The 26,111-nt window shown below is 43.6% G+C and carries 21 protein-coding genes; 5 read left to right on the top strand and 16 right to left on the bottom strand.

Features of this window, described 5'->3' with window-relative positions:
• Nucleotides 1–82: 82 nt before the first annotated feature.
• Complete coding sequence (locus tag MH117_RS02280; RefSeq protein ID WP_239326950.1) at nucleotides 83–805, bottom strand: TerC family protein; 723 nt, start codon at nucleotides 803–805, stop codon at nucleotides 83–85.
• A 369-nt stretch (nucleotides 806–1,174) separates the two neighbouring features.
• Between MH117_RS02280 and msrA the strand changes: the two genes are divergently transcribed.
• Nucleotides 1,175–2,143, top strand: coding sequence for a peptide-methionine (S)-S-oxide reductase MsrA (gene msrA, locus MH117_RS02275; protein WP_239326948.1), 969 nt, complete (start codon nucleotides 1,175–1,177; stop codon nucleotides 2,141–2,143).
• Nucleotides 2,144–2,281: 138 nt separating this feature from the next.
• On the opposite strand, the gene MH117_RS02270 is transcribed toward msrA, so the two are convergent.
• From MH117_RS02270 to MH117_RS02255, 4 genes are all read right to left on the bottom strand, one after another.
• The gene (locus tag MH117_RS02270; protein ID WP_239326947.1) at nucleotides 2,282–2,749 is read right to left on the bottom strand and encodes a MarR family winged helix-turn-helix transcriptional regulator; all 468 of its coding nucleotides are present in this window, start codon (nucleotides 2,747–2,749) and stop codon (nucleotides 2,282–2,284) included.
• 87 nt (nucleotides 2,750–2,836) lie between these two features.
• Nucleotides 2,837–3,796, bottom strand: coding sequence for a protein phosphatase 2C domain-containing protein (locus tag MH117_RS02265; RefSeq protein WP_239326945.1), 960 nt, complete (start codon nucleotides 3,794–3,796; stop codon nucleotides 2,837–2,839).
• Entirely contained in the window at nucleotides 3,793–4,821 is a 1,029-nt protein-coding gene (locus MH117_RS02260) for a Gfo/Idh/MocA family protein (RefSeq protein ID WP_239326943.1), read from the bottom strand. The genes MH117_RS02265 and MH117_RS02260 overlap by 4 nt, the downstream gene beginning before the upstream one ends.
• A 160-nt stretch (nucleotides 4,822–4,981) precedes the next feature.
• Nucleotides 4,982–5,554, bottom strand: a complete 573-nt coding sequence (locus MH117_RS02255; protein WP_239326941.1) for a hypothetical protein — start codon at nucleotides 5,552–5,554, stop codon at nucleotides 4,982–4,984.
• Between the two features lie 215 nt (nucleotides 5,555–5,769).
• Here MH117_RS02255 and MH117_RS02250 point away from each other — a divergent pair, with 215 nt between their 5' ends.
• Entirely contained in the window at nucleotides 5,770–6,627 is an 858-nt protein-coding gene (locus tag MH117_RS02250) for a DegV family protein (RefSeq protein WP_239326939.1), read from the top strand.
• Between the two features lie 81 nt (nucleotides 6,628–6,708).
• Here MH117_RS02250 and lepB read toward each other — a convergent pair whose 3' ends face one another.
• From lepB to MH117_RS02200, 10 genes are all read right to left on the bottom strand, one after another.
• The gene (gene lepB / locus MH117_RS02245) at nucleotides 6,709–7,200 is read right to left on the bottom strand and encodes a signal peptidase I (RefSeq protein WP_239326937.1); all 492 of its coding nucleotides are present in this window, start codon (nucleotides 7,198–7,200) and stop codon (nucleotides 6,709–6,711) included.
• A 130-nt stretch (nucleotides 7,201–7,330) separates the two neighbouring features.
• The gene (locus MH117_RS02240; protein ID WP_239326935.1) at nucleotides 7,331–9,103 is read right to left on the bottom strand and encodes a sensor histidine kinase; all 1,773 of its coding nucleotides are present in this window, start codon (nucleotides 9,101–9,103) and stop codon (nucleotides 7,331–7,333) included.
• A 15-nt stretch (nucleotides 9,104–9,118) separates the two neighbouring features.
• Nucleotides 9,119–10,699: a response regulator gene (locus tag MH117_RS02235; protein ID WP_239326933.1), complete on the bottom strand. Its 1,581-nt coding sequence runs from the start codon at nucleotides 10,697–10,699 to the stop codon at nucleotides 9,119–9,121.
• A gap of 183 nt (nucleotides 10,700–10,882) precedes the next feature.
• Entirely contained in the window at nucleotides 10,883–12,559 is a 1,677-nt protein-coding gene (locus MH117_RS02230) for an extracellular solute-binding protein (RefSeq protein ID WP_239326931.1), read from the bottom strand.
• Nucleotides 12,560–12,642: 83 nt separating this feature from the next.
• Nucleotides 12,643–13,539, bottom strand: a complete 897-nt coding sequence (locus MH117_RS02225; protein WP_239326929.1) for a carbohydrate ABC transporter permease — start codon at nucleotides 13,537–13,539, stop codon at nucleotides 12,643–12,645.
• Nucleotides 13,540–13,569: 30 nt separating this feature from the next.
• On the bottom strand, nucleotides 13,570–14,538 hold the full coding sequence (locus tag MH117_RS02220) for an ABC transporter permease (RefSeq protein WP_239326927.1): 969 nt from the start codon (nucleotides 14,536–14,538) through the stop codon (nucleotides 13,570–13,572).
• Between the two features lie 744 nt (nucleotides 14,539–15,282).
• Nucleotides 15,283–16,236 (bottom strand): ABC transporter permease, encoded by a 954-nt coding sequence (locus tag MH117_RS02215; protein ID WP_239326925.1) that lies wholly within the window; start codon nucleotides 16,234–16,236, stop codon nucleotides 15,283–15,285.
• Nucleotides 16,211–17,320: an ABC transporter permease gene (locus MH117_RS02210; protein ID WP_239326923.1), complete on the bottom strand. Its 1,110-nt coding sequence runs from the start codon at nucleotides 17,318–17,320 to the stop codon at nucleotides 16,211–16,213. Before MH117_RS02210 ends, MH117_RS02215 begins: the two co-directional genes overlap by 26 nt.
• Nucleotides 17,313–18,851: an ABC transporter ATP-binding protein gene (locus MH117_RS02205; protein ID WP_239326921.1), complete on the bottom strand. Its 1,539-nt coding sequence runs from the start codon at nucleotides 18,849–18,851 to the stop codon at nucleotides 17,313–17,315. Before MH117_RS02205 ends, MH117_RS02210 begins: the two co-directional genes overlap by 8 nt.
• 100 nt (nucleotides 18,852–18,951) lie before the next feature.
• Nucleotides 18,952–19,992 carry a BMP family lipoprotein gene (locus MH117_RS02200; RefSeq protein ID WP_239326919.1) on the bottom strand — a complete coding sequence of 347 codons (1,041 nt, stop codon included), beginning with the start codon at nucleotides 19,990–19,992 and terminating at the stop codon, nucleotides 18,952–18,954.
• A 263-nt stretch (nucleotides 19,993–20,255) separates the two neighbouring features.
• On the opposite strand from MH117_RS02200, the gene MH117_RS02195 reads away from it, so the two are divergent.
• Nucleotides 20,256–20,996: a Crp/Fnr family transcriptional regulator gene (locus MH117_RS02195; protein WP_239326917.1), complete on the top strand. Its 741-nt coding sequence runs from the start codon at nucleotides 20,256–20,258 to the stop codon at nucleotides 20,994–20,996.
• A gap of 284 nt (nucleotides 20,997–21,280) precedes the next feature.
• Nucleotides 21,281–21,991, top strand: a complete 711-nt coding sequence (gene deoD / locus MH117_RS02190; RefSeq protein ID WP_239326915.1) for a purine-nucleoside phosphorylase — start codon at nucleotides 21,281–21,283, stop codon at nucleotides 21,989–21,991.
• Nucleotides 21,992–22,123: 132 nt separating this feature from the next.
• Here deoD and MH117_RS02185 read toward each other — a convergent pair whose 3' ends face one another.
• Complete coding sequence (locus MH117_RS02185) at nucleotides 22,124–23,389, bottom strand: metallophosphoesterase family protein (protein ID WP_239326913.1); 1,266 nt, start codon at nucleotides 23,387–23,389, stop codon at nucleotides 22,124–22,126.
• A gap of 444 nt (nucleotides 23,390–23,833) precedes the next feature.
• Between MH117_RS02185 and MH117_RS02180 the strand changes: the two genes are divergently transcribed.
• Nucleotides 23,834–26,008, top strand: coding sequence for a HelD family protein (locus MH117_RS02180; protein WP_239326911.1), 2,175 nt, complete (start codon nucleotides 23,834–23,836; stop codon nucleotides 26,006–26,008).
• Nucleotides 26,009–26,111: the final 103 nt, after the last annotated feature.

The following is a 26,111-nucleotide window of genomic DNA, read 5'->3' as shown; positions in this document are numbered from 1 at the left end:
AATCGGCTTTGCTGTCAGCACTGCTGCTGAGCTTGTACGTTCAAGTACAACCACCTAAGCTGACTTCTAGCACGCTCGATACTTACTCTCCTTGTGCATGACGAGGTCCTTCGCTACTTGCTGCCGACACCGATGCCTTCTCTTGTACACGTTTCTTCTTCACAATCATACCTACTACCAGCACAAAGGCAATAACTACGGCCTCAAAACCGTATTTGATTACCGGGTTGACAAAGAAATCTTTCAGGAACGCTTCGCCAACAAACATCTTCGCAGCCGTCCAACCTAATACCGCAGAACCGATCATAATAATCCATGGGAAACGCTCGATTAATTTGAGAACGACCGTACTGCCCCAGACTACAATCGGAACGGAGATAGTCAGACCAAGCACAACCAGCATCATACTGCCGTGAGCCGCGCCAGCGACAGCAAGCACGTTGTCCAGCCCCATTGCTGCATCGGCAATAATGATGGTACGGATCGCTGCCCACATGCTAGTTCCAGACTTAACGTCATGTTCCTTCTCCTCAACAAGCAGCTTGATCGCTATCCAGATAAGGAGCAGACCACCCACGATGAGAAGGCCAGGTATTTTTAATAAATACACGACCCCCATCGTTGCCGCGATCCGTATAATAACAGCACCGATTGTTCCCCAAATAATAACTTTCGTCTGATCTTGCTTTGGCAAGTTGCGTGCTGCCAAGCCGATCACAATGGCGTTATCGCCCGCGAGCACAAGGTCGATAATCACGATCGACATCAATGCTGTCCAGAATTCTGCAGTAAATAATACGTCCATTTCTACTCCTCCTCCTAAAACTTTACCCCTAGTATGATCGCATGAAAAAGCCGTTACCCACAAGGCAACGGCAAACAAATTAATAAAAAGACCTTCACCGTTGTGGGCAAAGGTCTCGCAAACAACAAAAATCGTTGCCAGCAAAGCCGAGGATCGCGCCCGCGTATCCCGTAATGACGACTTTACTGTACCTGCTACTCCCCTTAAAGAAGTTATCATGTTTTGATGTGTAACTTATAATAGCATGCGTTATTTATAACTTCAACACTAAAATAACTTTTATTTCAAATTATTAGTTGTTTCCCAGCGTTGAAGTGGTGGTTATAATTGGTTACACTACATACATGTACGATTAAGGAGGTTGACAGAATGGACAATATAACACCACAACTGGAAAAGGCTACATTTGCTGGCGGCTGCTTTTGGTGTATGGTAACTCCATTTGAGCAGTTGCCAGGCATTTACGGCATCGTGTCTGGTTATACCGGAGGTCATACGGATCAACCAACGTATAAAGAGGTTTGTTCCGAGACGACAGGACATGCCGAAGCGGTACAGATTACATTTGATCCTCAAGTGTTCCCTTATAAGGCACTGCTTGATATATTTTGGCAGCAAATCGATCCTACGGACGAAGGCGGGCAGTTCTACGATCGAGGCTCCTCGTATCGATCCGGGATATTCTACCATAATGAAGAGCAGCGCTCACTTGCTGAGCAATCGAAGCGGGAGCTGGATGCGAGTGGCAGATTCGATCAGCCAATTAAAACGGAGATCGTTCCTGCAAAGGAATTTTTCCCGGCAGAAGAATATCATCAAGATTACCATAAGAAGAACTATGCACATTACAAACGATACCGGACAGGCTCAGGCCGCGATGCTTTTATGGCCAAACATTGGGGAGTTAGTGCTGAACAGAAAGCCGGCCTTAAAGAAAAGCTGACTTCCATGCAGTATCATGTCACACAGAACAGTGGTACCGAACCACCGTTCCAGAATGAAATGTGGAATCATAAAGAAGAGGGCATCTATGTTGATATCGTATCAGGCGAGCCCTTGTTCAGCTCCAAGGACAAGTATGATTCAGGCTGTGGCTGGCCAAGCTTTACCAAGCCGCTTCGTCCTTTTCATGTGGAAGAGAAGCTTGATGTGTCACACGGTATGGTTCGCACGGAAGTGCGCAGTCGATTTGCCGATTCACATCTTGGCCATGTATTTGACGATGGCCCAGGCCCTGAGGGATTGCGATATTGTATTAACTCAGCTTCACTCCGCTTTATCCCTGTCTCCAAGCTGAAAGAAGCGGGATACGAACAATTTCTGGCTATGTTTGCTTAAATCCTTCGCATAACCCACACACCCTACGCAGCTTAAAGCTGTCGTAGGGTGCTGTTATGAACCATATACAATTATCGTAAATTTAATGATTTATCACTAAGCGCTGTCATTTGCATTTGCTAGATATTTATACTAACTTCACAAGCCTCGCTGCATGATCTGTCCTCGTTCCATCTGATACACCATACGCTGCAATAACTCCATCATTAACTGCTGCTCATAGTTGCTGAATGTTGACAGCGGAAATCCAACTACTGCTGCACTTTCTTCTTGCCACATCGTGCACTTTTCAAGTGATTCCGCCGTCAAAATCATCCGCTGCGAACCCTCGCCTTGTGCATCAGGCAGCAGCTCAATCCAACCGTCGCTTATTAGTCGCTGAACGATACCTGTCATAGTTGGACGATCGATATACAATCTAGCGCCAATTGCAGCTATCGTCACCTTCCGATTCCTATCGGGCTTCACTTCTTGTGCATATATCTCCCTCATTACAGCCCATTGCTGAAAGCTGATATGATGTTCAGCAATTCGGCGCTGCAGTTCCACACGGAGCAGCAGGGCAGACTTCTGTAATGAAAATTCCGGCCTTGCTCCTCCAATCATGACAGCCCTCCATTTGGATCAAATCCATAGTCACGTGATTAGTTTATAAGTCGACAATGTCTATAAAGTACATTTAACCTTATCCAACTAACATCGAATGACAATACCTGTCTTATCATCCGCACATTTAAAACGTGGCACATTCACGCACAACGGATCAGACTGCTCAAACTGTTCCAAGCGTGTCACATAACTCTCGATGCCCATCTCCAGCAGTTCGCTGATCCACTTAGAGGATAATGGGGCCGCTGTTCGATTCCTACCTTTCTCGCCAATGCCGAGGTTATAACGATTAATCCATGGATATATCCCATCGCTTATTAACACTATCGCATTAATACCATCAAGGGGAAACGAGCCATACTCCAGCAGCTTCTCAAGCTCGGGATCACCATTAATGACACTATAGCCTTCAGCTATGTTTGCATGCAGTCGATTGTGATACAACTGCTCCACTACCATATCGGTCTTGACATGGCTTTGCCAGGCTGCTTCATCCATCATCCATAGGGTCAAAGCCTTTGCATCAAATCGGTCCACTCCATCTCGGGTTATTTCCCTTACAGTGCCGTCTTTATATTGAACATATATCATACAATCCCCGCTCTGGATCCAATAAACCCGACGTCCTTTAACGAGTACACCCGCATGAACAGCCCCAATTCGTTGTTCAGGCTGCTCATATGCAATCCCATGCTCAATCATCCACTCATCCAGACGGTTGTTTGCAGTCAAGGTCATCTCTTTAAGCAGACTACAACCAATTAAGCCGCCATTCCTTGTGTTAGGTGCACCAGGATGCTGCTCCTGAGCCTCCACTTCCTCGAAAACGCCTTGTACCAATTGTGCCGCTACTGCCCCTGCTGTTCGCCCTTTTTCATCACGATAGGTTGTCAGTCCAGATACACCATCAATAACAACATATAATCCACGCGTTGGATCCGCTACATACCCATCCTCAATGCAAATGCCCTCTCCTTTACGACACACGATAGAAACGGTTTGCATCTGGTTTATCTTAGTGGACGGCTCATCATCACTTCTCATTGCACTCCCTCTTCCCTAAGCAGACGAGCAATATCTACACTTTGCCCTATTCGCGAGCTTTGAATAGCTGCAAATACCATCGCTGTACTGTAAATATTGTTGGAGCTATCCGTTTCAGGCTTCCGTCCCTCTTCCAACGCATCAAACATCTCGTCCAAGCAACCCCAATGCCCCTCATTTACCATTGGCTGGGCGGACCCGCTCCTACGTTGGATACTCCCATTGCGAGCATCCATATATTCAGCCTCGATGTGATCCGCACCATCCCACAATAATGTTCCATGGCTGCCAATCAATCGCCAGCTTGACTCCCAGGCAGTAGGGAAACCTTGCGTGCACCAGGAGCCGCGGTACGAAAACCGTACTCCATTGTCCATCTCAAAAATAGCGACAGCATTTGCACTCCCGTTATACCACGATCCATCAGGGTTCCACTCCTGACAAGTAACCGTTTTTGGTGTTGCTCCTGTAAGCAGTCTTGCTTGATCAAAAGTATGAATCGCCATATCAAGAATCAGCGGACTAGCCATTTGCTCGCGGAATCCACCGAAACGCGGGCCTAGAAAAAAATCAGCATTTATCATTCCCATCTGGCCGATGACACCTGTTTGCAGCAGCTGCAGCGCTCCTCTTATATTCTTGTCATATCTGCGATTTTGCATTATTGCGTATGTCTTCTTCGTCATCTTTGACAAATTCATAAGCTCTACGGCTTCTCTCATCGTAGCAGCCATCGGCTTCTCGCTGAACACATGGCATCCTGCCTCAAGTGCTGTGCCCGTAACACTGCGACGAGCAACTGGAATTGATACATCCATAACTATATTAGCACCACCCCGTCGAATGGCTTCACGAAGATCCGAATACAAACCGCATTTTAAATGATACGTCTCCGCCAGATGCAAACTTGCTTCTGGGTTGACGTCCACTAAGCCAACGATTTCGACATTCTGCCGCTGTAACGCATATTCAACCCACTTTTGAGACATTTGACCGCATCCCGCAACTACGATTCGCCAGTTCATCCAGATGTCATCTCCTATCGATAGTTAATTGATTATCCTGAACGTACAGCCATTTGTTATGGTCTATGTGTCGATTTCGCCATCCATACCGGAATTCCTGCCTGAATATGCAACATGCCGACATACAAATGAACAGTATGTCGGCACCTATGAACTGATACTATGAATGCTTAATGATGGTGTCCGCTTCCTTGGCCGCCAAGCCAAACAGCGCCATCAAAAGGAGCGTTACGATGATGTATAACATAAACATCGGGATGGACATCGCATAAAATATGGTCGGTGATATGAGCGCAAACCCGATCATAATCGTCGAACAAGCTAAAATAATGGAAAAATACATACCTCTGCGACGAGCAGTGCGTGCAAGTACAGGCTTATGATAACGAATGGCCCAATCTCTTAATCCATTACATACAAACCATACAAGCAAAATGTTAAAAACGGTAACTAAAACGCTGCGGCCTACCGCAAACCAAGCTAGAAATGCCGCGCTCTGATAGGCGCCAAGTAAGGGCTCGATTAACTCATAAAAAGCCAGAACGATTAAAAGCGGCAATATTTTTTTGGCATGGGTGAAATGTGGTGATTCATTTATTAGTTTCCCCAAAGCATTCATAATAACGAGCAATCCGACGATATCAGGTAAAATATCGATGCCGTTTACCGAATAATCGATAAAAAATAAAAAACCCCATTGAATTTGCTTAAACGCTTTCTGGATCGTTGACATGTCTGATGACTGAGCTCCCTTTCTCAACTGTTATCCGTACAGTATAACAATTCTGTTAGGCTACGTGCAATGAAGTTGGAGTAGTATGAACCGTTTTCCATCATTCGGTAGCATCTTTATCGTGTAGTCAGACTACTTTTCAAGTATAATGGAACATGGTATACATACGCGTGTTCAAGTTATTAAGGAATCAGCTTACTCAGGAGGATCAAGGCATGGCAACTATTAAGATTTTTTCGGATAGCACTTGCGATCTGCCCAAATCTTTAATCGAACAATATGATATTGGCATTGTGCCCCTATATGTTACATTTGGAGATCAAGATTTTCGCGATGGTGTAGATATCGATCCCAGGAAGTTATATGAAATGGTGGATGCTACAGGAAAGCTGCCTAAGACTGCGGCTCCCTCCCCTGGAGATTTTGCGAGCGCATTCGAACCTTATGTGAAGGAAGGCCGCGACATTATTTATATCGGCCTCTCCTCTCACTTATCCTCTACCATCCAAAACGCTGGTATTGCTGCGCAAATGTTAGAGGGCGAGCCCGGCAAGATAACGGTGATCGATTCATTAAATCTTGCTACAGGCGTCGGTCAACAAGTATTAAGGGCCGCACGGCTTGCTGAGTCAGGACAAGAAGTAGCTGCTATTGAGGCACATATTGTAGAGATGCGGAAGTATATCGAGACGGAGTTTATTATCGACACGTTAGATTATTTGTACAAGGGCGGTCGCTGCAGCGGTCTGCAAAATATTATCGGCACACTGCTCCGTATCCGTCCAGTCATTAAAGTGCTGGACGGCAAAATGACACCGACAAACCGTGTACGCGGCAAACGCGATAAAGCTGTGGAGCAATTGCTGAACAACGCGTTAAGCCTCAAAGATCAGATGGATAATGATACGATCTTTGTCACTCATTCGTTCTCAGATGAGGACGCTCAGTTTGTACAGCAGAAACTCAAGGAATTAACTGGGGCTAAGCATGTATACATCTCTTACACGGGATGTGTTATTTCCAGCCACTGTGGAACCAATACAATTGGTATCGTATTTGCAAAGAAATTCTAGTAACTACCTAAAAAGACGCCTGCTGAACCTTATTATTCGGGCTCAGCAAGCGTCTTTTTTACTTATTATGTAATTCTCAAGCTAGAGCGGCCATAAACGTGTTATCACCTTGCCTTCAACCAGCGACAACGGGATTGCACCGAACACACGGCTATCTTTACTATTTCCCCGATTGTCGCCTAGTACAAAAACAGCATCTTCAGGCACAACAATTGGAAATTGTACCTGCACAGGAAATGTAGGGCTTGATACGTAAGGCTCAATTTGCTCACTGCCGTTTACTAGTAGCTTGCCTTGCCGAAGTTCCAGCTTGTCGCCCGCAATTCCTACCACTCGTTTAATGAGGCGAATGTCTTCATCCGGATCTTGCAAAATAACGACATCTCCACGCTCTGGCTTCGCAAAATGATACAACCACTTGTTCTCCAGCAGCCTATCACCTTCATGGTAGGTTACTTCCATAGAATGCTGTTGCACTACAATTTGCGCATATGCTACTTTCTGAATGACAAGACTAACACCTATAGCTATAAGCAAGATAACGACATACTGCCTTATACTGCGTAAGCTCATCTCGTACACCTCCCGTTCTATTACTGTGATCTACGGTAGTGATTCAGTTCAGCAGCCAGACTCGCACCTCATTAATCATACACATAATCATTATACTACCAGTAAATACCACAATCAAAGTATGGCGGGCTTAAGGTTTTGCTGTACGCTTTCGCTTGCATTTACGTGCAGGAATACGAATTTGTACTGCTGTTCCCACACCTACGGCACTAAAGATCGATACTCCGTATTCCTCGCCATACTGCAGCTTGATACGTTGATCCACGTTGCGGACACCGTATCCCGTATTCACATGCTCCTGCGGATCAAATATCTGATCAATACGTTCTTGCCTCATACCAATACCATCATCTATCACTCGGAATAAAATATCATCACCCACTAAAGTACCTACAATTCGAATATGAATCCGGTCACCGCACCAAGCGTGTTTTAGTACATTTTCGATAAACGGCTGCAAAATGAGCTTAATCGTCTCATATGGCCACACATTCGCATCGATATCAAACATTACAGACATTCGGTCACCATATTTAATTTTTTGAATCTGTAAATAGGCATCGGCTTGCTCAATCTCAGAAGGGACCGGAATCATCGTTCTTCCGTCATTTAAAGTTAATCTATAAAATTTGGCAAGACCAAATACCATCTGCTGCAGCTTATCAGTGTCACCAAACTTCGCCAAACGATTAATAGACGACAACGTATTGTACAAGAAATGAGGATTGATTTGGGACTGCAGCATTTCCAACTCGGCTTCCTTTTTCTGCAGCTGAGTAAGATACACTTCTTTAATTAATGACTCAATATTTTCTCCCATATCATTAAGTGCTGTCGCAATCTGAGAAAACTCATCCTTCCCCCGATACGAAATTCGTTTATGTAGATCGCCCTCGCGAATGGCGTTAAGTACAGATACAAATTTGTTAATTCGAATCGCAAAAAAGCGGGAAATAAAAATACCAACAAAAGAGAATACGATAAAGCATAACAAGCACATCGTAATAATAAACATACGGACTTTAAAAGAGTCCTGCTCAATAATCGTTATCGGTACAAGCGCAACCAACTGCCAGGACTGTTTCCCCACCGTTTCCGTAATCGTTAAATAATTTTCGTTTAATTGCTGCTCATCCATATAATTGCTTGGAAGTTCTCCAGACTGATACAATTTACGACCATACTCATCCTTAATGAAAAGAACACTGCCATTGCCAATCTTTGAGTAGTTCATGCTCTCAAATAGTTCCTGTATGCCAACATTAATCCGTAGAAAACCGACCTCATTTAGACGAACTGGGTTGTAAGTATCAATTAACCTCCGCAGTAAAGAGATACGATTGTTCACGGTATCCTGCTCTATCTGCCACCATTTCATCGTCTCGCCATATTTCTCTTCAGGATAATCCATGTACCATTTCTTCTCTTTAATTCGACTCATATGATAAATATCATAAGATGAAAAGCTAAAATCAGGATTCTCATTGCTAAATGTATACCTGTATCTTTCATAGATCGATTCATTTTTAAGAAACACTGACATCCAAAACTTCATCCCCGTTGACTCGGTTACTGCCTGAAACTTGGGGAAAATCGCATTAAACATGCGGTCATAATTTTCCCAACCTTCTTCAAAATGTCGTAAATATTGATAGAAGTCAAAATCTCCATATAACAAAGAAGAGATACGTGTTATCTCTTGCATCCTATATTCAATATTGTCACGAATTTGCAATAATGTACCCTGAATATTGGTTCTGGTATGCTTGCGAATGGAATCTTCATACATCGAATGTGAGACAAAGCCGATAACGGACACAGGAATGATAATAAAAAGCATATAGGTCAGCATTAGCTTATATCCAATTGGTAAATATCCGAGTTGTTGTCCCCTCTCATTCATTGCATCCATCCCCTATCACGTTTCCCGCTTCCGATATTCCATAGGCGTCATGCCGAAAGCCTCTTTAAACTGTCTGCTGAAATAAGGAAGATAGCGATAGCCTACTAGACTTGCAATCTCGTATATTTTGGTTGACGGTTCTCTTAGCAGCTCACGTGCGCGTTCCATCCGAAGCTGAATGAGCACTTCACTAAAGGACTTTCCTGTCTCTTCCTTAAACAAAAAGCCCAAATAGTTGGGAGAAAATGAAAATTGATGAGCTATATCTTTAAGTGTTATATTTTCATGCATGCTGTCTTTCATCGTCTGCATAATTTCACGGATCAATCTATTATTTTTGGAGTTGGATTTCTGTCTTAAATGCTCCGATATCTCAAATGTTTTCCGAACTAGCCAGGACCGAATGTCATTTATGGTGTCAAATTGGAGCAGAATATCAAGATTATGTAGCTCCATGCCTAAAATTTCGAAAATGTTCTCTTCTGCTGCCTTTAAATGCTGATCCAGCTTCCATATGATATGCATCGCCAAATTATGTACTGTAAACTTCGATCTCAGCCTACTTACGGAATCAAATAACTTGTCAATCTCATCATAAATCTGAACAAGCTCATACTCCGTCAATGCTTTTAGCAGAGCCTCCATACGAACATCTAACGTTTGCGCGTCCAGCATTTCTGGTTTACGGCTTACTGTCTCATACATAATCAAGTTACCCTTGCCAATAAACATTTTGCCGTCAACAGCCTCCATCGCTTGTCTGTAAGATACTTGAAGCTGTTCCAAAGCATCTACAGGTTCACCTACTCCAACGGTCATCGTTACCGGGAACTTCTCACGTATAGCTGCATACATATCTTCCATGAAGGAGAACCTGTTATGATCATGAACCAGCAGAACGATTCTCTGCGACGATAACTTACACCAGTGCGGCATGTTGTGCTTTCTGCTAATCTCTCCAACCTCATACAAGAAGTTTCTTGACACAGCTTGCTGAGACAAATTGTTCTCCTCTTGTACCCAAGACAAGTAATCAAGCTCCAACACCGCGATACGGATCGGCCAATCCAACTTGTTTAAGCCATATGAACTTACTAGCTTCTGTACTCCTTCGTGCCGTGAATCCTCCCAATCACCTTCAAACAATCGAATTAACAGATCATTTTTGGCCATTGGAATCATATGCTGATAGGCTTCTTCCGTTTCACGACGCTTGCGCTCATCATCCAGATCTTGCTTGACTTTTTGAAGCACAGCAATCAATTCATTGTCGTCCATTGGCTTTAGCACATAACTATATGCTTTTAGCGAAAGCGCTTGCTTCACATAACTAAAATCTTGGTAACCGCTTACAAATATAATACGAATCTGCGGCTTCTGCTCAATAGCAATACGAGCAAGCTCAAGGCCTGACATATTAGGCATGTTTACATCACTCACAATGATGTCAATTGGATGCTGCTCTAACATCTCACACGCCACAAATGCGTTATTAACTGCGGCTACAACTTCCATACCCAGTTCATTCCAAGGAATAAATTGTTTCATTCCTTCCAGATCAAGCATTTCGTCGTCTACCAACATCACGTTGTACATGAATGCAGCCCCCCTAAGACGTGCAGTCAGACTCTTCTCTAAATTGCAACATTTCCCTTTTCCAAGTATACCAATTCCTTATCCTATTTAACAGTTTTTTTGTAACGCCATATATCTATTTTAAAGTACTAACAAATAAAACGAAGGTTTGCCAATTTAGCAAACCTTCGTCTTCAGGACTAATTATTTACCCATTGCTTTTTTGTTTTCAGTCCATACTTTAGTAATGTGCTCTAAATATTTGTCAAATCCTACTTTTACCGAATCATCATGTGCTTTATCAATGATTGCTAAAGCTTCTTCATCACTCTTTGCATACATCGCTTTAGCGCGTGCAGTAAGCCAGATGTCTTTTACGCTTTGACGTATAATACCTTCTTCACTATCAGAGGACGGCTCCCAGTCCAGGAACTCAGTGAAGTCACCTTGCGATGCCCACGTAACTTCCATCTGCCAACGTGTACTAAAGTCGATTTTGTCAGCCGGAAGAGTGGACAACATTTGTTTCTTCGTATTGTCCAAATACACCGTATTACCTACCCATACCAAGTTACCAGCATTACCTTGCACATCTGCAAGTGCTTTTGAATCACTTAAATATTTGTCTTTGTTAAATTTAGGTGTAATTCCATCTGCTTCAAAACCATTCCAATAACCATCTGCTCCTGGAGGACCCCAGTTCAGAACCATCGAACCTTCTGGACCAGTCATCCAATCCAGCATTGCAAAAACAGCTTCAGGATTTTTGGCATTTTTCGTAATAGTTGCAACGTTCCAACCTAATTGGTTGTAAGTACCTGGCAAGATTTTGTTTTGATCTAAACCTGGCTTAGCAACTGGTTTGATAAACATGTAGCCATCATTTGGATCTTTCTTCTTTAATTCGGCATCTGCAACAGAAAGCATTTTTAATGGATCAAATGTTGCAATTACAGCAAACTTACCATTCATAGCTTTCTCTCTTACTTGATCTTCCGTTTGTGTATTCGCATCTTGCGTCATCAATTTCTCACGCATTAACTTTGCTGTGTAGACTACAGATTCACGGAAACCAGGATCTTTGTAGATGGAGACGATTTTGTCTCCCTCTGGAACACCGTAAAATCTAGTGTAGGACAAGTTATCTTCTTTAAAGGAAGAGAAGATTTGGTCGATACCGTGACCATCTTTAGCTAATCCCGTCTCAAATGGTATTACATCCGGGAACTTGGCTTTAACAGCTTTAAGGTATGCATACAAGTCATCCGTTGTTTCCAATTTAGGAGATCCGAGCGCTTTGTAAATCTTAGTATTGATAGCGTAACCAGCGTTTCCGTTCGGTTGAGTAGTGTAATAGTTAGGCAATTGATAGATCTTTCCGTCCGGAGAACGCAGCAAACCTAAATGCGCTTCGGTTAAGTACTTCTTAAAGTTAGGGTATTTGTTAATGTAGTCATCCAAAGGCACAAGCATGTCTGCTTGACGAAGACGCTCTACGTCCATACCTTTATCCGTCCAGATCACATCAGGAAGCTCGTTTCCTGCAATCATCGTCTGCAGCTTCTGAGCATTATTACCTCCAGAGCTAACAGCAGTTACGTTAAGTTTTTTATTGTCCAAAATCCATTTTGTTGCTGTGTCTTTGCCCCATTTTGGCATTTGGTACCAGCCATAGTTACCATAGAATGATACTTCAAGCGGTTCTTTGCCAAGTTCATAAAGAGTACTTGCTTGTTCTTTGCCTGGATCTGTCTTTGTCTCGTCTGGCGTAGTAGGCTGTGTTGATGATCCTGAATTACTGCTGCAGCCTACCATTAACGTAATAACCATCAAAATGGACATCACATTAAGAAGCAACTTTCTCTTGTTTTTCACTGACATTTGCCCCTTTCAAATGTTAATCTATGTTTAAAGCTTGTAGCTCTAAACTCATGAGTACATATGAAGCTCAACTTACATGCAGACTACTCTTTCAAGGAACCAACCAAGACCCCTTTAACAAAATACTTCTGCAGGAATGGATACACACAGACGATTGGAAGTGTTGCGACCATAATCGTGGCCATCGTTAATGACTTCGACGTAATCGTCTTAGCTGCGTTCAAGCGTGCCAGCGCACCGGCATCCAGATTAGATATTTGCTCAGATGCTATGTTAGAGAACAAGATCTGTCTTAATACCGTTTGAATCGGCAACAGATTCTCATTGGTAATGTAGATACTCGCTACGAACCACTCATTCCAGTGAGCAATTGCTGTAAATAAGGCTAACGTTGCGATAACGGGTCCTGACAGTGGTAATACAATTCGGAAAAATGTCCCCCAGTTGCCGCAGCCGTCAATCTTGGCAGACTCTTCCAAGCCTTGCGGTAGTCCTTGGAAGAACGTTCGGAATATAATCATATTCCATACGCTTATTAGTGCCGGTATAATAAACACCCAGAATGAGTTAAACAAACCAAGACCTTTAATTAACATGTACGTTGGAATAAGTCCTCCACCGAAGTACATTGTCACGATACACATAATCATATAATATTTGCGTCCCATCAATTCACGCTTTGACATCCCGTACGCAAATATCGAAGTAGCCAATATCGCTGTAACCGTCCCGATAACCGTTCGGAGAGCAGCGATCATAAATCCGTTCATCAATCGCGAGTCTTCAAACACGATCTTATAGTTCTCTAATGTAAACTCACGTGGCCAAAATGTGATTCCGCCTTTGGAGGTGTCCATCCCTGCATTAAAGGAGATAACGATGGAGTTCCAGAACGGATAAAATGTTGAAAACGCCAGCAAAGTCAGAAATACATATATAAATGCGGTGAAGAGACGGTCTCCTATACTATCTCGTATCATTATTCAGTCCTCCTCGAATTAAGTGATTCATTACCACAAGCTATTACCGGATCTTCTGGCAACGAAGTTAGCAAATGTGAGTAAGGTTACGCTGACGATGGACTTAAACAGTCCAATGGCAGTCGCATAGGAGTACCTATAATTGTCTATACCTATTCGAACGACATATACATCAAGTGAGTCAGATACTTCTCGAAGTGCTGGGTTGGAAGCGAGAATCAAAATATCCTCAAACCCGGCATTCAACAGGCTTCCAATTGCTAATATCATAAAGATAACGACAACAGGCATAATGCTCGGAAGCGTAATCAAATACATTTGCTTAAATCGGCTCGCGCCATCCATAGAAGCTGCTTCATACAAGTGAGGATCAATACCTGCAATGGCCGCCAAGTACACGATAGAGCCAAACCCAATCTCTTTCCATACATTCGTAGTAACCAAGATCGACCAGAAGTACTCCGTCATGGACAAGAAATTAATCGGTTCATTAATTAACTTTATTTTCTCTAGCAGCATATTTACACTACCGTTATCCACCGATAACATCGATGTAACCATGGATCCAATTACAACCCAGGACAAGAAGTGAGGCAAATAAGTAACGGTCTGTATGACACGCTTAAACACCATCTTACGAACTTCATTCAGCATTAGGGCCAAAATAATAGGTGCTGGGAATCCAAAAATAAACTTCAGGAAACTGATAACGATCGTATTACGCATTACTGGGTAAAATTCCGGTGAATTAAAGAAGTAAATAAAATGCTTAAAGCCTACCCAATCGTTATTTAATAAGTTGGAACCCATCTTATAGTCCTGAAAAGAAATAAGTAATCCATACATCGGAATATAAGCAAACACAAAAACTAAAGCAAGTGCCGGCAAAACCATTAATTGAATATCTATTTGAGAAAAAAATCGTTTAAGTGTACTCTTTTTGGGCTTGTCGAGATTCAATCCTGATCCCGTCTCTGGTACGGCGGTTGCCTTCGCCATGCTCGAATCCCTCCTACGTATATAGTGTGATGAAAGTACAAGCGTTTTAACTAATGGCAGCATAAAACTTCTACAGTACGCATACACGATGGCCTTCTGTCTATTTAAGGCCTACTTCCCCACTCTCTCCCTCCATCTCAACTAATGTCTGTAATCCCTTATCCTGACCTAACGTCACTGCCCGTTTAACGTCATCATGTATCTATCTCGCTTGCTTCCTTTGTTATCATTTTATTATCTAAGCGCTTTCATTGATATATGACGAATCAACGATTATTGATACTTATTAATGATCTTTATCATTTTTTTAGATTCAGGTTCAGCATCCGCGAAACTGACCGTTGTTTTTGCTTGTTAATGGTAAAAGCCTGACAAAGTAAATGCTTCCTTGAGGGAAGAGAATGTTTGCAATTTTGCGATCTCTGTTAACTAAAAGGTGCGAGGCCAGAAGTCGTACATACTCCTGATTGAATTAGCGGTATAAGCTACTGCCTTATCCTATGCTTGTATTCAGCTTAAGTATGAGTATTTCTGTTGCTGCTCGCGTATTCATAAATTAATTATAACAGCTTAAAGGAAATAAACTCTTTAGTAAAACTTTAACCCATAAAAAAACAGCAGTCCAAGAATATTCTTGAACTGCTGTTGCAGATAACCGCGTCTCACATAGTCTGAACCATGTATCGGTTGTTATTAATGATAAGAAGCTGTAAGCACTCGGTATATTCTACCGTACCTTTCAGCTTACCTCTTCCCTGGCTCATACGGTTCCCCTAGGGCCGCAGGTGAGCTGGAACGCTTCGACGTAAAGATAAGCACAACAAGTGTCAATACGTATGGCAGCAAGTAGAATACTTCATTCGGAATAAATTTTGCTGCTTCTACGATCTGCATTTGATCCTTCAGCGCTTGCGCAAACCCAAAGAATATAGCCGCGCCCAATGCACCGATCGGATGCCAGCGACCGAAGATAACTGCCGCCAAGGCAATATACCCTTGACCGGATATCGTATGGAACGCAAAGCTGCTGTTTGCAGTTAATGTAACTGTAGCGCCACCAAGTGAAGCTACCATACCGCCTGCAAGCACCGCAAGGAAGCGAAGGCGATTAACCCGAACCCCTGCTGTATCTGCGGAACCCGGATGTTCCCCAACTGCTCGCATCCGAAGTCCAAGTGGCGTATGGAACATAATAAAGTAGATAACAGCTGCCAGAATAAGCGCAATATAGGTAACCGGATATAACCGGAACAGCCCTTCCCCAACAATCGGCAGATCCGACAGAACTGGGATATACACTTTATTAAATACATGATTGAGAATTGGTGTTTCAGCTGCCCCATCAAACAACAGCTTCACAAGGAAGAACGTTGAACTTGATGCGAGCATATTAACAACTAGACCACTAATAACTTGATTCGCTTTAAATTTAACGGATGCAACAGCATGAAGCGCTGCAAATAACAATGTGAAGATTGGTGCTGCCAGAAACCCCATCCATGGAGACGCTGCTCCCAACCCCGCTTGCTCAGCATAATATGACACCACACCAGCAGTAAATGCGCCGGATACCATAAAGCCTTCCAAACCGAGGTTGATAACTCCTGTACGTTCTGTGATTAATCCGCCAAGTGCCGCAAAGATTAATGCAGTGGCAAATACAAACGTGCCATTAAGAAGAAACGCTATCATTTCCATTCGCATTCGCCCCCTTTCTGCCTTTGCGAGTACGCAGCTTGAAGAACATTCTCAGCAGACCTGGAGCCGCTGTAAAGAAAATAATAATACTAATAATCATCCGTACGACTTCACCTGGTACATCAGCACCAAAGCTCATTCCTTGAGCTCCGTACATCAATGCGCCAAACAGTATGGCGGAGAAGAAAATACCAATTGCCGTGTTCATCCCGAGCAAAGCAACCGCGATACCGTCAAAGCCCAGTCCTGAAGTTGCCGGTGCAATTGCAACGTACTTAAACACGCCAAGAACTTCAAACGTACCAACCATGCCGCCCAGCATCCCCGATATGAAGAATGCACGCAGCACAGTGCTGTTTACTTTCATCCCTGCATAATGAGCCGCGTGACGGTTAGAACCAACTGCTCGAATCTCATATCCCCACTTTGTTTTGTTCATAAAGAAGGAATACCCAATAACAGCAATAATAGCAATGGCAAAGCCCCAGTGGATACGTGCTCCGTCCATCCAAGCTGACAAGGAATCAAGCTGAATGCTTGCTGACTCTTGAATCAGCTTAGAGCGACCTGTACCAGACTCCTCCATTAATGTACGAATAACAATGTGGCTGATATACAGCGCACACCAGTTCAACATAATACAACTGATAACCTCGTTAATGCCTCTGCTTGTCTTTAACCATGCAACCAACATTCCCCATAGGCCGCCAACCAGCGTACCAACGATCATTGCGACAATGCCATGAATCACAGGTGGAAGGCTAACGAAGTGTCCAACCAGCAATGCACCAATCGAACCCATTACGATTTGTCCTTCTACCCCGATATTAAACAGTCCGGCCCGGAATGCAACTGCGACTGCAAGACCTGTCATAATCAAAGGAACAACTGCTCGTAAAGTTTCACCAAAGTCATAACTGTTTCCTACAATTTTCTCAACAAGCGATTGGTATGCGAGCAGCGGATCATAGCCGCTGACTAACATTACAATAGCCCCGATTACTAGACCAATTACAATGGATAATAACGATATCCATACGGACTCTTGTCTTAGTCGGGTTACTAATCCCTTCATCTTAGACATGAGCAGATCCCCTTTCTAGCTTGCCTGCCATCATCAGTCCGAGCTCTTGCTCATTTGTTTGCTTAGGTGTTGTCTCGCCAACAATCTGCCCGTTAAAGATAACCAATATTCGGTCTGCAACGTTCATAATCTCTTCTAACTCAAAGGACACAAGCAATACGCCTTTCCCTGCATCACGCTCAGCAATAAGCTGCTTGTGTACAAAGGAAATCGCACCTACATCCAGACCGCGAGTCGGTTGGGCTGCAATAAGAAGACGCGGCTTGCGTTCGATCTCTCGAGCAATAATAATTTTTTGCTGATTGCCCCCAGACAGCGAACGCGCCAACACGCCGGTTCCAGGTGTACGAATATCATAATCCTGAACGTAACGTTCTGTTTCTTGTTTAATCTTGTCGGATTGAATGATACCTTTCTTTGTCCAAGGTGATTTGAAGTATGACTTCAATACCGAGTTCTCTTCAATTGTAAAATCTAGAACTAAACCATGTTTGTGACGGTCTTGCGGAATATGGCCAACCCCGATCTCTGATACATCACGCGGGTTACGGTTAGTCAGTTCATCGCTACCAAGCTGAATCTTGCCTTTTTGCGTTGGGCGCATGCCGCTAATTGCTTCAACCAATTCTGTCTGCCCATTGCCATCTACACCTGCAATACCTACAATCTCACCGGCCTTAACTTCAAATGACAGCCCTTTCAGCATATCGTGCCCGCTATCATCCTTTGCCCATATATCCTGCACATGAAGCAAAGTCTCTGCTGGTTTCGCATCCTCTTTATCTACCGTCAACTTAACGTTATGTCCTACCATACGTTCAGCAAGCTGCTGAGGAGTTGTGTCTTTTACGTTCAATGTATCAATGACTTTCCCTCGGCGAATGACCGTACAACGATCTGCTGCTTCCATAATTTCTTTTAACTTATGGGTAATGACGATAATCGACTTGCCTTCTTTGGTCAGCTTGCGGAATATGCCAAGCAGTTCGCTTATTTCCTGCGGTGTTAACACAGCCGTAGGCTCGTCGAATATTAAAATGTCCGCGCCGCGGTACAATATTTTCATAATCTCAACACGCTGCTGCATTCCAACGGATATGGAATCTATCCTAGCGTGAGGTTTTAAGTTCAGCTTGTACATGTCAGACAGCTCTTGAATTCGTGCTGCCGCACTCTTTTTATCGAGACGAAGTCCTTTCTTCGTCTCCATACCAAGAATAATGTTTTCTGTTACCGTAAATGGAGGCACCAATTTGAAATGCTGATGCACCATCCCGATTCCATGTTCTATGGCAACACTTGGAGTATCCATCGTGAGCTGCTGGCCCTTAACCCATATTTCGCCCTCTTCAGGCTGATACAAGCCAAACACCATGTTCATCAAAGTCGACTTGCCGGCGCCGTTCTCTCCGAGAAGAGCTAATACTTCGCCTTTGCGAAGTTCCAGATCGATATGGTCATTCGCGACGAATCCGCCAAATCGCTTCGTCAGCCCTTTTAGCTGGAGCACGATGTCATGCTGCTCTGCCATAATTATTCCTCCTTATAAAGTTCCCCTGCCTCTATTCTCAAGACGGCAGGGGAATGTGCTGAACGATGTCAATGTTGTTCAGGTTTAACCGTGATGTCGATTATTTTTCAGGAACAGTAATTTCACCATTAATAATTTTTTCGCGGAATTCTTCAACCTTTTTCAACACATCTGGAGCTACGTTTTTGGTCGACGTAGAAGCGATATCAACGCCATTCTCTTTCAGACCCAAGTAAGTTGTTTTGCCGCCTGGGAATTTACCATCAATCATGTCTTTGGATACTTTAACTACTGCTTCATCTACTTTTTTAACCATGGATGTTAATGTAACTTCATCGCCAAATGTCAAGGATTGGTCCATATCTACGCCAATAACCCAAGCTTTTTTGTCGCCTTTGGAGCGCTCTTTTGCTTCATTAAATACGCCGTTTCCTGTCATGCCAGCAGCGTGGAAGATAATATCCGCGCCTTCATTATAGATGGTAGCAGCTGCGGATTTACCTTTGTCAACACGGCTAAAGTCACCTGCGTAGATAACTTTCATGTTTTTAGCAGCTTCTGGATTAACAGCCTCTACACCAGCACGGAAACCAACTTCGAAACGTTTAATTACTGGCAATTCAACACCACCAACAAAGCCTACCTTGTTGGATTTGGTTGTCAAACCTGCAATTACCCCAACCAAGAAGGAACCCTCTTGCTCTTTGAACAATACAGATGCAACGTTAGGCGCTTGAACTTCAGCATCTACCAAGCCAATCTTAACGTTAGGATTTTCTCCTGCTACTTGTTTAACGGCATCCATCATTGTGTAGCCAGTAGCCCATGTCAAATCATATTTATTTTTCACAAATTGGTTCAAGCTTGTAATAATTTCGGTATCTTTTTTAGGCTCCAAGTATTTTACTTGTACACCGGTTTCTTTATTCAGCTTTTGCAAGCCTTCCCAAGCACTTTGGTTAAACGATTTGTCGTTAACACTTCCAAGGTCAGTCACCAAGCCTGCTTTCAATTCGCTGTGTGCGCCGCCGTTTGCTGCGCCGGATTCATCTTTGTTTTTACCTCCACAGCCTGTAAGTGCAACGGAGAAGAACAGTGCTGCTACGAGCGTTAGGACCCAAAATTTCTTTGTTTGTTTCATGTTCAAAATCCCCCTTAGTTATGTGCGTTGCTGAGAAATTACCGTAGTATGTTACAATAACATTGCTCTACGGACTTGCTGTACTACTATTGTGTATGCCCTCTTCTAGCGGGCATCACCTCCTAAATAGAATAAGCAATTGTAACTTGCAATATTATACATCCTATTACTTTACTCCAATGCACTGCCAAACTGCTGCTAATTAGGTTATAATGGCGAGATGACTCCTATTTACAAAAACCTTAAATAAGGATGGATATTTGATGATTAATGACTTACGTCAGGTATTCTACTTTCAAGATCTTCCGGACGAAGCGCTGCATGCGATACTGCCGAAGTTGAAGCATAGAATATTTAACAAGAACCACACTTTAATCTACGAAGACGACACCAGCCGTGATGTGTTTATTTTGCGGTCAGGATCGGTAAAAGTATTCAGCATTCAGGAAGATAAAGAAATTATTTTTAATTTCTTCTTTCCTGGTGAAGCGGTTGGCGAACTCGAAGCCATCTACACCGACTATTCTCGGATTGCTTCAGTAGAAGCGATGGAGACCGTTCATGCCTGGCTGCTGTCACGTGATGAATTCCTATCCATAGCCGAACAATACCCTTCAGTGCTGCGCAAAGCTTATTGTCAGCTTGTCGACCACATTCGTGTGTTAAACCGCAAGGTTGTGTACCTATCTTACATGGATGTTCGCCGCAAAGTGGCCAATATGCTGCTGGACCTTGCCTATAACTTAGGTATTGAAGAAAAAGGCCGTATCCGAATTAATTTCAAGCTGACTCATCATGTATTCGCTAACATGATTGGGGTCACCCGTGAATCGTTATCCAAGATCATTAAAGAGTTCCAAGATGACGGACTAATTGAAATGAAACAAAAAACGATTACAATAGTAGACATTCAGCGATTGATTGACCTTTATGACTCAGATGTCGCACATCCAAAGCAGAGACGTTGGCGTGGTGATGATACGAATCAATGCCTGCTCCCCTAGCGAAATCTAGCATAAGGACGCACCAACTGTCAATAACTGTGAAGCGCTTTCATATGTCTAGGTTTATTGTATGTTAAAGGGCGTCATGATGCAGTGACGCCCCTGACCTTTTTTTTGTAACCAAAATCACAAAATGAATCCCCTCCTCGTTACGGAATTGTTGACAACAATCATGATAACCTCGAATTAATTCGATTCGAACGTGTAAAGCTAACGTAGTATGCCCGTTCAGTCGCATATAACGCTTCATACGACAACTGACGACAACGAAACGGAGGAACGTTATGAGTATTCATTTAGAAGCTCCAAATGGGGCAATTGCAGAAGCCGTTCTATTACCTGGAGACCCGCTCCGCGCAAAACACATCGCTGAGAACTTCCTAGAAGGCGCGCAATGCTACAACAATGTCCGTAACATGTTCGGTTACACAGGAACATACAAAGGCAAGCGCATTTCCGTACAAGGTACTGGGATGGGTGTACCATCTTTCTCTATTTATGCAACAGAATTGATTAAAGACTACGGCTGCAAGACCCTTATTCGTGTGGGTACGTGTGGTGCGATTCAAGAAGATGTTAAGCTGCGCGATGTACTCATGGCACAAAGCGTATGTACAGATTCTTCAATCGTGTCTCATTTCTTCGATGATCTGTCTTTCTCGCCGATTGCAGACTTTAATTTACTGCACTCCGCTTACATGATCTCGCAAGAACGTAATATGAATGTTCGTGTCGGCAACATCCATTCTTCGGACTATTTCTATTCCGAGCGTCCTGAATTAAACAATAAATTGGGACAATACGGTGTTATGGCTGTAGAGATGGAGACTGCTGCATTGTACATCCTGGCTGCTAAGTATCGTGTACAAGCCCTGTCGCTCCTGACTGTAAGCGATCACATTCTAACTGGTGAGATTACTTCTTCCCAAGAACGTCAAACTACGTTCAATCAAATGATCGAAGTAGCATTGGATACTGTTGTAAACCAAGGCTAGTATATTCACTTTTGGACCATAAAAAGACCGAACGCATCGTTTCCAACATAGAGGATATGTGCCACTGTGTTGAAGATCGATTGCTCGGTCTTTTTTTGTAAGCGTTATACTGTGTATTGTATTATAAGTTCGCTAGATTCGAGTACGTATTTGCCCATCCTCAACTCGACATGTCAGCCACTCATCACTCTTGTACCCGAAGCTGTCTACCGCCCTTACGGTTAATTTGGCGGTTGTATACATTATATCATCCGGCAAATCACTCAATGTGATAACTAACGGATCTGGCATGGTGTAACGATATGATTCAGAGAATGCTGTCCATTGTTGAAGCAGTTGATCATCGTCATCAAACAGCTGAATTTCATAGTGATGAACCTGTTGATCGTCATTAGCCTGCTTCCATGCAATGGTCAGACTTGACGTACTCTTGTCCCAATTGTGTACCAGCAGACGTGCATCTGTCGGAAATACTGGCGGGCTCTGGTCGCGATTATCCGTATATTTAAAAGTCGAAGTGATAACTGGCAATGGAATCAGCCAAGGTTCACTTATTTCTGCCTGTTCACAGAAGTCGATTCGGCGAATTTGCACTCCATCATGATATACTTCAACTATGAGTCCTTGGCTGAATTCGCTACCCTTGAGCGGCAATGCTCCTTGAATTCTGCCTTTTTCCACCTCCATATATCGAATTGAGCCTGTACCTACTGATGTAAAATCCCGCTGATGAATACTTCTTGGGTCATTTAACGGATAATGAGAATGACCACTAAAAGTGATAACTTGCGGGTATGGACGCAGCGCTTCATACAACGCTTCTTTATTCTGTTGAATCCCCCACTCCGCACTACCGTATACCGTATCTGCAATATGCTGATGCAGAAATACAAAGATCGGCTTATCTGGGTCCTGTTGTGCCGCCTGCAGCAATTGACTCTTCAGCCATTCAATCTGATCGAGTGAATATAATCCATGGGTCGTGCCATCTTCCGTCGCCAACATAATGAAATGGTAACCCTTGATAACATATTGCTGGTATAAATGTTTCATGCCGCTCATGTGCAGGAACCGTTCTTGCGCCTCTGTAACAGGGAGGTTATTCCAATAATCATGATTACCTATCGTAATTAGCAGTTCTGCATCAGGATGCTTATGAGTCATTAAAGTTTCCATGTGACGGGTATATTCCGGGACTGTACCTTGATTAGTCAGATCCCCAACAATCACCATCACATCCTGCGCAGGTGCTAATTGCCTCAGTAGATTTAGCGCGGCAGCATATTTTTCAATATCTGTCGGCTCTTGCACGTCCATGGCTTGCTGTTCTTCATCGTCTCCCGGTCCAATATGTACGTCACTGATGACCGGAAATACAAGAATAGGTTCGTTGCCCACTTCAGTCCTCTCCTCACTATACCGATAACGAGTTATCGATCACAATTATAGCTTTACTTGCAATTGTACTAATTTGCATGTTAATTCAATTGCCTCAAGTTTAATTGTACTCTTGAAAGTAAGCGCATTCAAGGTGTGTATGACGATGAAAACTGGCTTGATTGTTTGAGAAGAGGAGCATACACCATCAAAGCATCGTTTTCTGTAATAATTATCTCCTGAAGCCACCTGCCAGTTAAGAATCATGCCATCTAAATAAACTTATACGGACTAGAACCCAAAATGGGCCGGACATTCGTTTTAACTTTATTCTTTCCAACTCCTTTACAAAAGAGGAATGAGTTGCTAGCCCCTCACCAGTATGATATAGTGAGTTCCTGTTTCCATTTTGTAGATTGTATGCTTATGAAATGGACGACAATTATTCTTAGGAGGTAACTGAAGGTGAGCGACACATTTCAAAGTGCCTATCAAGAAGAGCAACAGCGACTTGAGCAGACACTCCTGGAAATCAATCAGCAATATGAAACACTACAACGCATTCCTGTCTACACAGGTCATGACTTCACAGAGCAAGTATTGGAGGATACTCGCGAACAGCGTCGTCAACGGTTAAAGCGTGCTGTAAGAGAGCCTTACTTTGGCCGAATGAATATTCGTGAAGAGAATCGGGATGAGGTAATGCCGCTCTACATCGGCAAGCAAGGCGTCGATACGCATCAACTCCAACATCATGAGGGTGCCAAGAAAACTGCTCCACTTTATCCGCTTGTTATTGATTGGCGTGCTCCTGTAGCCAGCTTGTTTTATTCCTTTACTGGCGGCGATGAAGCAGCCGCTTATGAAGCACCTGAGGGCACGATAACAGCAGATGTACATCTCAAGCGCAACCTTGTAATCCGTAATGAGCAGCTGCAACGTGTCGTGGATACTTATAATCGTGAGCAGGGTGAAGAACATGTAACAGATGAATTTCTAGTGTATCGCCTCGGAGAGAATAAAGATAATCGACTGCGCGATATCGTATCCACAATCCAAGCCGAGCAGGATGCAATTATCCGTGCACCTAAAAACAAAGCTTTATTTATTCAAGGGGTTGCAGGAAGTGGAAAGACTACGGTGGCACTGCACCGTTTGGCTTATTTACTCTATCAATATCACGAACAAATCCATGCGGAACGAATGATTATATTTGCGCCTAACCGCATGTTTCTCGACTATATAAGTGACGTGCTTCCCGAACTTGGTGTCGGCAACATTCAGCAGCGTACGTTTGCCGATTGGGCACTCGAATTAGCGGATCTGCACAATCAGGTGCAGTTGGCTTCTTCAATGGAGGAAGTGGAACGTTGGTACGGTTCCTTGGATGAGCGTCCGACGGATAGTAAAGACAGTTCAGGACGATTCAAGGGCTCGCTTGCATGGATGGAAATGCTTGATGAACTCATACAGCATTGGGTAGAAAGAGCTATTCCGGAAGGAGACTTCTCACCTTGGGACGGCGGAGTACTACCGCAAAGAGACATCGCCCACTGGTTTGACCAAGAATATCGGTCATATGAGCCCGCAAAACGATTAGAACGAGTGACTGCCCGCATACAGCGCTGGATGGAAATGGAGCTCAAACAAGAGCGAAGCAAAACAAAGCTTCAGGATAAAAAGAAGAAATCCGCTTCTAAGTTAAAAGCTTATCTAAAGCGGTGGCCGAATGCTAACGTTGTTCAATTGTACAAACAATTGCTGCAGGACGATGCCTTCAAAGATCGTATCCCCGCAGCAGTTCGCAAGCAGACTCTTGCCGATCTAAAACGTGCCGTCATCAAGCACGAAGATCTGGCCACGTTAGCGTACTTGCATATTCGTCTGCATGGCGTTACGTCCGCACAACGGTTTGATCATATCGTCATCGATGAAGCGCAGGACTTCTCCCCGCTTCAAGTCGCACTGCTCGACCAGATGGTCCGCAGTCATTCTTTTACGGTACTCGGCGACTTGTCGCAAGGAATCCATGCTTATGCAGGGATTGAGGATTGGCAGGAAATGCGTGCAGCTTTCCCGTCTGATGATTCAGCTTATTATGCCTTAACTAGAAGCTACCGTTCTACGATGGAAATTATCCATTTTGCCAATATGATATTAAAACGTGGTGTCAACACAACGATGCTCGCAGAGCCCGTATTCCGGGGCGGCCAGAAAGTCCAAGTGCTGCACACGCAAGCAGATCGACTGGCTGGCTGGATCGCAGAGGAACTGCAGCGCCATCAAGCATCTGGATACCAGACCACGGCAATCTTGACTCGTACGACAGATGAGGCGCGTCAGTGGCATGAACAGCTAAGCTGCAGCGGAATCAACGCCCATATCATTGATGGACGACAACAGCAGTATGAGGGTGGTATTTCTGTCCTTCCAGTATATTTATCAAAGGGACTGGAATTCGATGCTGTCATCGTTACACATGCCAACGCAACCCACTATGGCATTAATCCTTTAGAAGCAAGACTGCTATACGTAGGCTGTACACGTGCACTTCACCATTTAACATTGTGTGTAGATGGCACGATCAGTCCACTTGTGCCAGACACAGATGACGAGTGGACTGAGCATACAGCTTGGTAACAGGCAGGCTGACCAGGGTGGCAAGGAGCATCTTCGGATGCTCCTTGCTGCTATACATTTACGAGTAATCTATCTCGAAAAAAAGTGCAGCTGAAGGAAAAAT

This window comes from Paenibacillus sp. ACRRX, from assembly GCF_022346885.1.
Taxonomy (GTDB): Bacteria; Bacillota; Bacilli; order Paenibacillales; family Paenibacillaceae; genus Paenibacillus_B.
This window is presented reverse-complemented; position numbering and strand designations above follow the sequence as displayed.